Source organism: Moorena sp. SIO3I6, from assembly GCF_010672095.1.
The window spans coordinates 1-1,853 of the sequence record NZ_JAAHHU010000972.1; the positions used below are offsets into that span (position 1 = coordinate 1).

Below are 1,853 nucleotides of genomic sequence, written 5' to 3' on the forward strand. Positions count from 1 at the left end.
TATCAAGAATCCCCGTCCTTCCAGGGCGGGGAGTGTCAAACCAACTAATCAGGCAACAGAGTCAGCAATTGGGGAAATGTCCCAGCCCCATGGGGAAGTTGAACCGATTGTGGGCGAGACGGTGACATCATCTGTTGCGGTGGAAGAACTGGAGAGTGGTGTTGGTGAGGAAGTGCAGGAGGTAGTGCGATCGCTACAGCACTCAGAGTCGGTTCCTGTTGCAGCTACTTCTGAGGAGAAGTTAGAAGTCAACAATGAGGCATTGCTGAGGGGCGGGATGAATAGGAGTGGGGTGGGCATCTTGCCTGCTCGGAAATTGAAACAGGCAAGATGCCTGTTCCACCAAGATGCCTGTTCCACCAAGATGGCCATTTCACCAAGATGCCCGTTCCACCAAGATGGCCATTCCACGGCCAGATGCCCACCCCACAAAACTATCAAAATCATCCCGCATTTATACAATGCCATAGCGGGTTTATCTTTTTTGATCACAATTTGCTCAAATTTCCATCCGGTAAAGCTTACAGGCCGGCCTTGCTTAATAATGGAATGATTTTAAGAGTGAGGTAGAATAGGCATCTTGCCTGTTCGGCGGGTCCCATCTGTGGAATAGGCATCTTGCCTGTTCGGCGGGTCCCATCTGTGGAATAGGCATCTTGCCTGTTCGGCGGGTCCCATCTGTAGAATAGGCATCTTGCTTAGGTGCGCTTGACCTATTAAGAATTAAATTCGCCACGGGTCGCACCTGTGGAATAGGCATCTTGCCGTGGAATGGGCATCTTGCTGTGGAATGGGCATCTTGGGTGGAACTGGCATCTTGCCATGGAATGGGCATCTTGGGTGGAACTGGCATCTTGGGTGGAACTGGCATCTTGCCAGTTTCATGCTTATTTCCGGGCGGGCAGGATGCCCACTCTACTCCTATTCATTCAAAGACTGACGCAACGCCTACAGGTCTTTGTGTCACCCCCTCAGACCTTGGGGCTGACCACTGACGACTGACGGCTGAATACTCGCCCATCGCTTTTCTTTTTTAGGGAATGCGATCGCTTTTCTTTTTTAGGGAATGCGATCGCTTTTCTTTTTTAGGGAATGCGATCGCTTTTCTTTTTTAGGGAATGCGATGCTCTGAGCCGCTACGCGAACGCTTTTCTTATTTATGGAATGAGGGTGCGATTGGCCGTAGGCCACGCTACGCGAACGCTAATTATCAAAAATTCAGATATTACCCTCTTAGATCGTCTTTAGATTGAAAGGTGGAAAACAAAAACCCACCTGATCAAATCCAAAGTTACAGTGAAAAAAGGATGAAAATTATGAAGCGTAAAATCAAAGTGTTTACAGCTTTCCTTCTGGCTGTAGTGCTTGCTTTCGGTTCTCAAGTCGCATCTGCTTTTGCAGATACCCCTAACCCTAACCGTTTTCAAATAACGCAAGGTCAACAACAGACAGTAATCCTTGATCCAACGAAAACAAGCTTTCATGCTGAATATTCCAATGAGTCAGACCAGACTCAGGGGATAGTTAAAGTAGAGGCAAACTTTTGTGACCAAACAACAATAATTGACCCAAACGCTTTCTTCCAAGGGGAAACTTACGATTGTGGCCAGACAGCCGAGGCAATTTTTAAGAATATCGCTTCCCCAACCATTTCGGTCTTGGTGAGTCAGTAACTCTAGCCCCAATTCAAAAGCCCATTGAACTTAAACTATGCAGCAGTAAGAGTCAGTAGCAAGCATTAAAATCGATAGCTAGTTGCTAGATTATCAAAACTGTGTAGTAGGTAATAGTCAAAGTAAGGGAGGTTATTATAACCTCCCTCTCTATGTAAAAAAATGGCGTTGCTGTTCCCC

At 46.9% G+C, this 1,853-nt stretch carries 5 protein-coding genes; 3 read left to right on the top strand and 2 right to left on the bottom strand.

What is annotated here, in order from left to right; genetic code table 11:
* On the top strand, positions 1–553 hold a 553-nt coding region (locus F6K49_RS45085; RefSeq protein WP_293108630.1), incomplete at its 5' end, for a hypothetical protein.
* Here the strand turns inward: F6K49_RS45085 and F6K49_RS45090 are convergent.
* Positions 539–835, bottom strand: coding sequence for a hypothetical protein (locus F6K49_RS45090; protein WP_293108633.1), 297 nt, complete (start codon positions 833–835; stop codon positions 539–541). The two genes, F6K49_RS45085 and F6K49_RS45090, sit on opposite strands and share 15 nt — an antisense overlap.
* Here F6K49_RS45090 and F6K49_RS45095 point away from each other — a divergent pair.
* On the top strand, positions 823–1,002 hold the full coding sequence (locus F6K49_RS45095; RefSeq protein ID WP_293108636.1) for a hypothetical protein: 180 nt from the start codon (positions 823–825) through the stop codon (positions 1,000–1,002). The two genes, F6K49_RS45090 and F6K49_RS45095, sit on opposite strands and share 13 nt — an antisense overlap.
* Positions 1,003–1,059: 57 nt before the next feature.
* On the opposite strand, the gene F6K49_RS45100 is transcribed toward F6K49_RS45095, so the two are convergent.
* Positions 1,060–1,191, bottom strand: a complete 132-nt coding sequence (locus F6K49_RS45100; protein WP_293108639.1) for a hypothetical protein — start codon at positions 1,189–1,191, stop codon at positions 1,060–1,062.
* A 125-nt stretch (positions 1,192–1,316) separates the two neighbouring features.
* Between F6K49_RS45100 and F6K49_RS45105 the strand changes: the two genes are divergently transcribed.
* On the top strand, positions 1,317–1,673 hold the full coding sequence (locus F6K49_RS45105) for a hypothetical protein (RefSeq protein ID WP_293108642.1): 357 nt from the start codon (positions 1,317–1,319) through the stop codon (positions 1,671–1,673).
* Positions 1,674–1,853 lie beyond the last annotated feature (180 nt).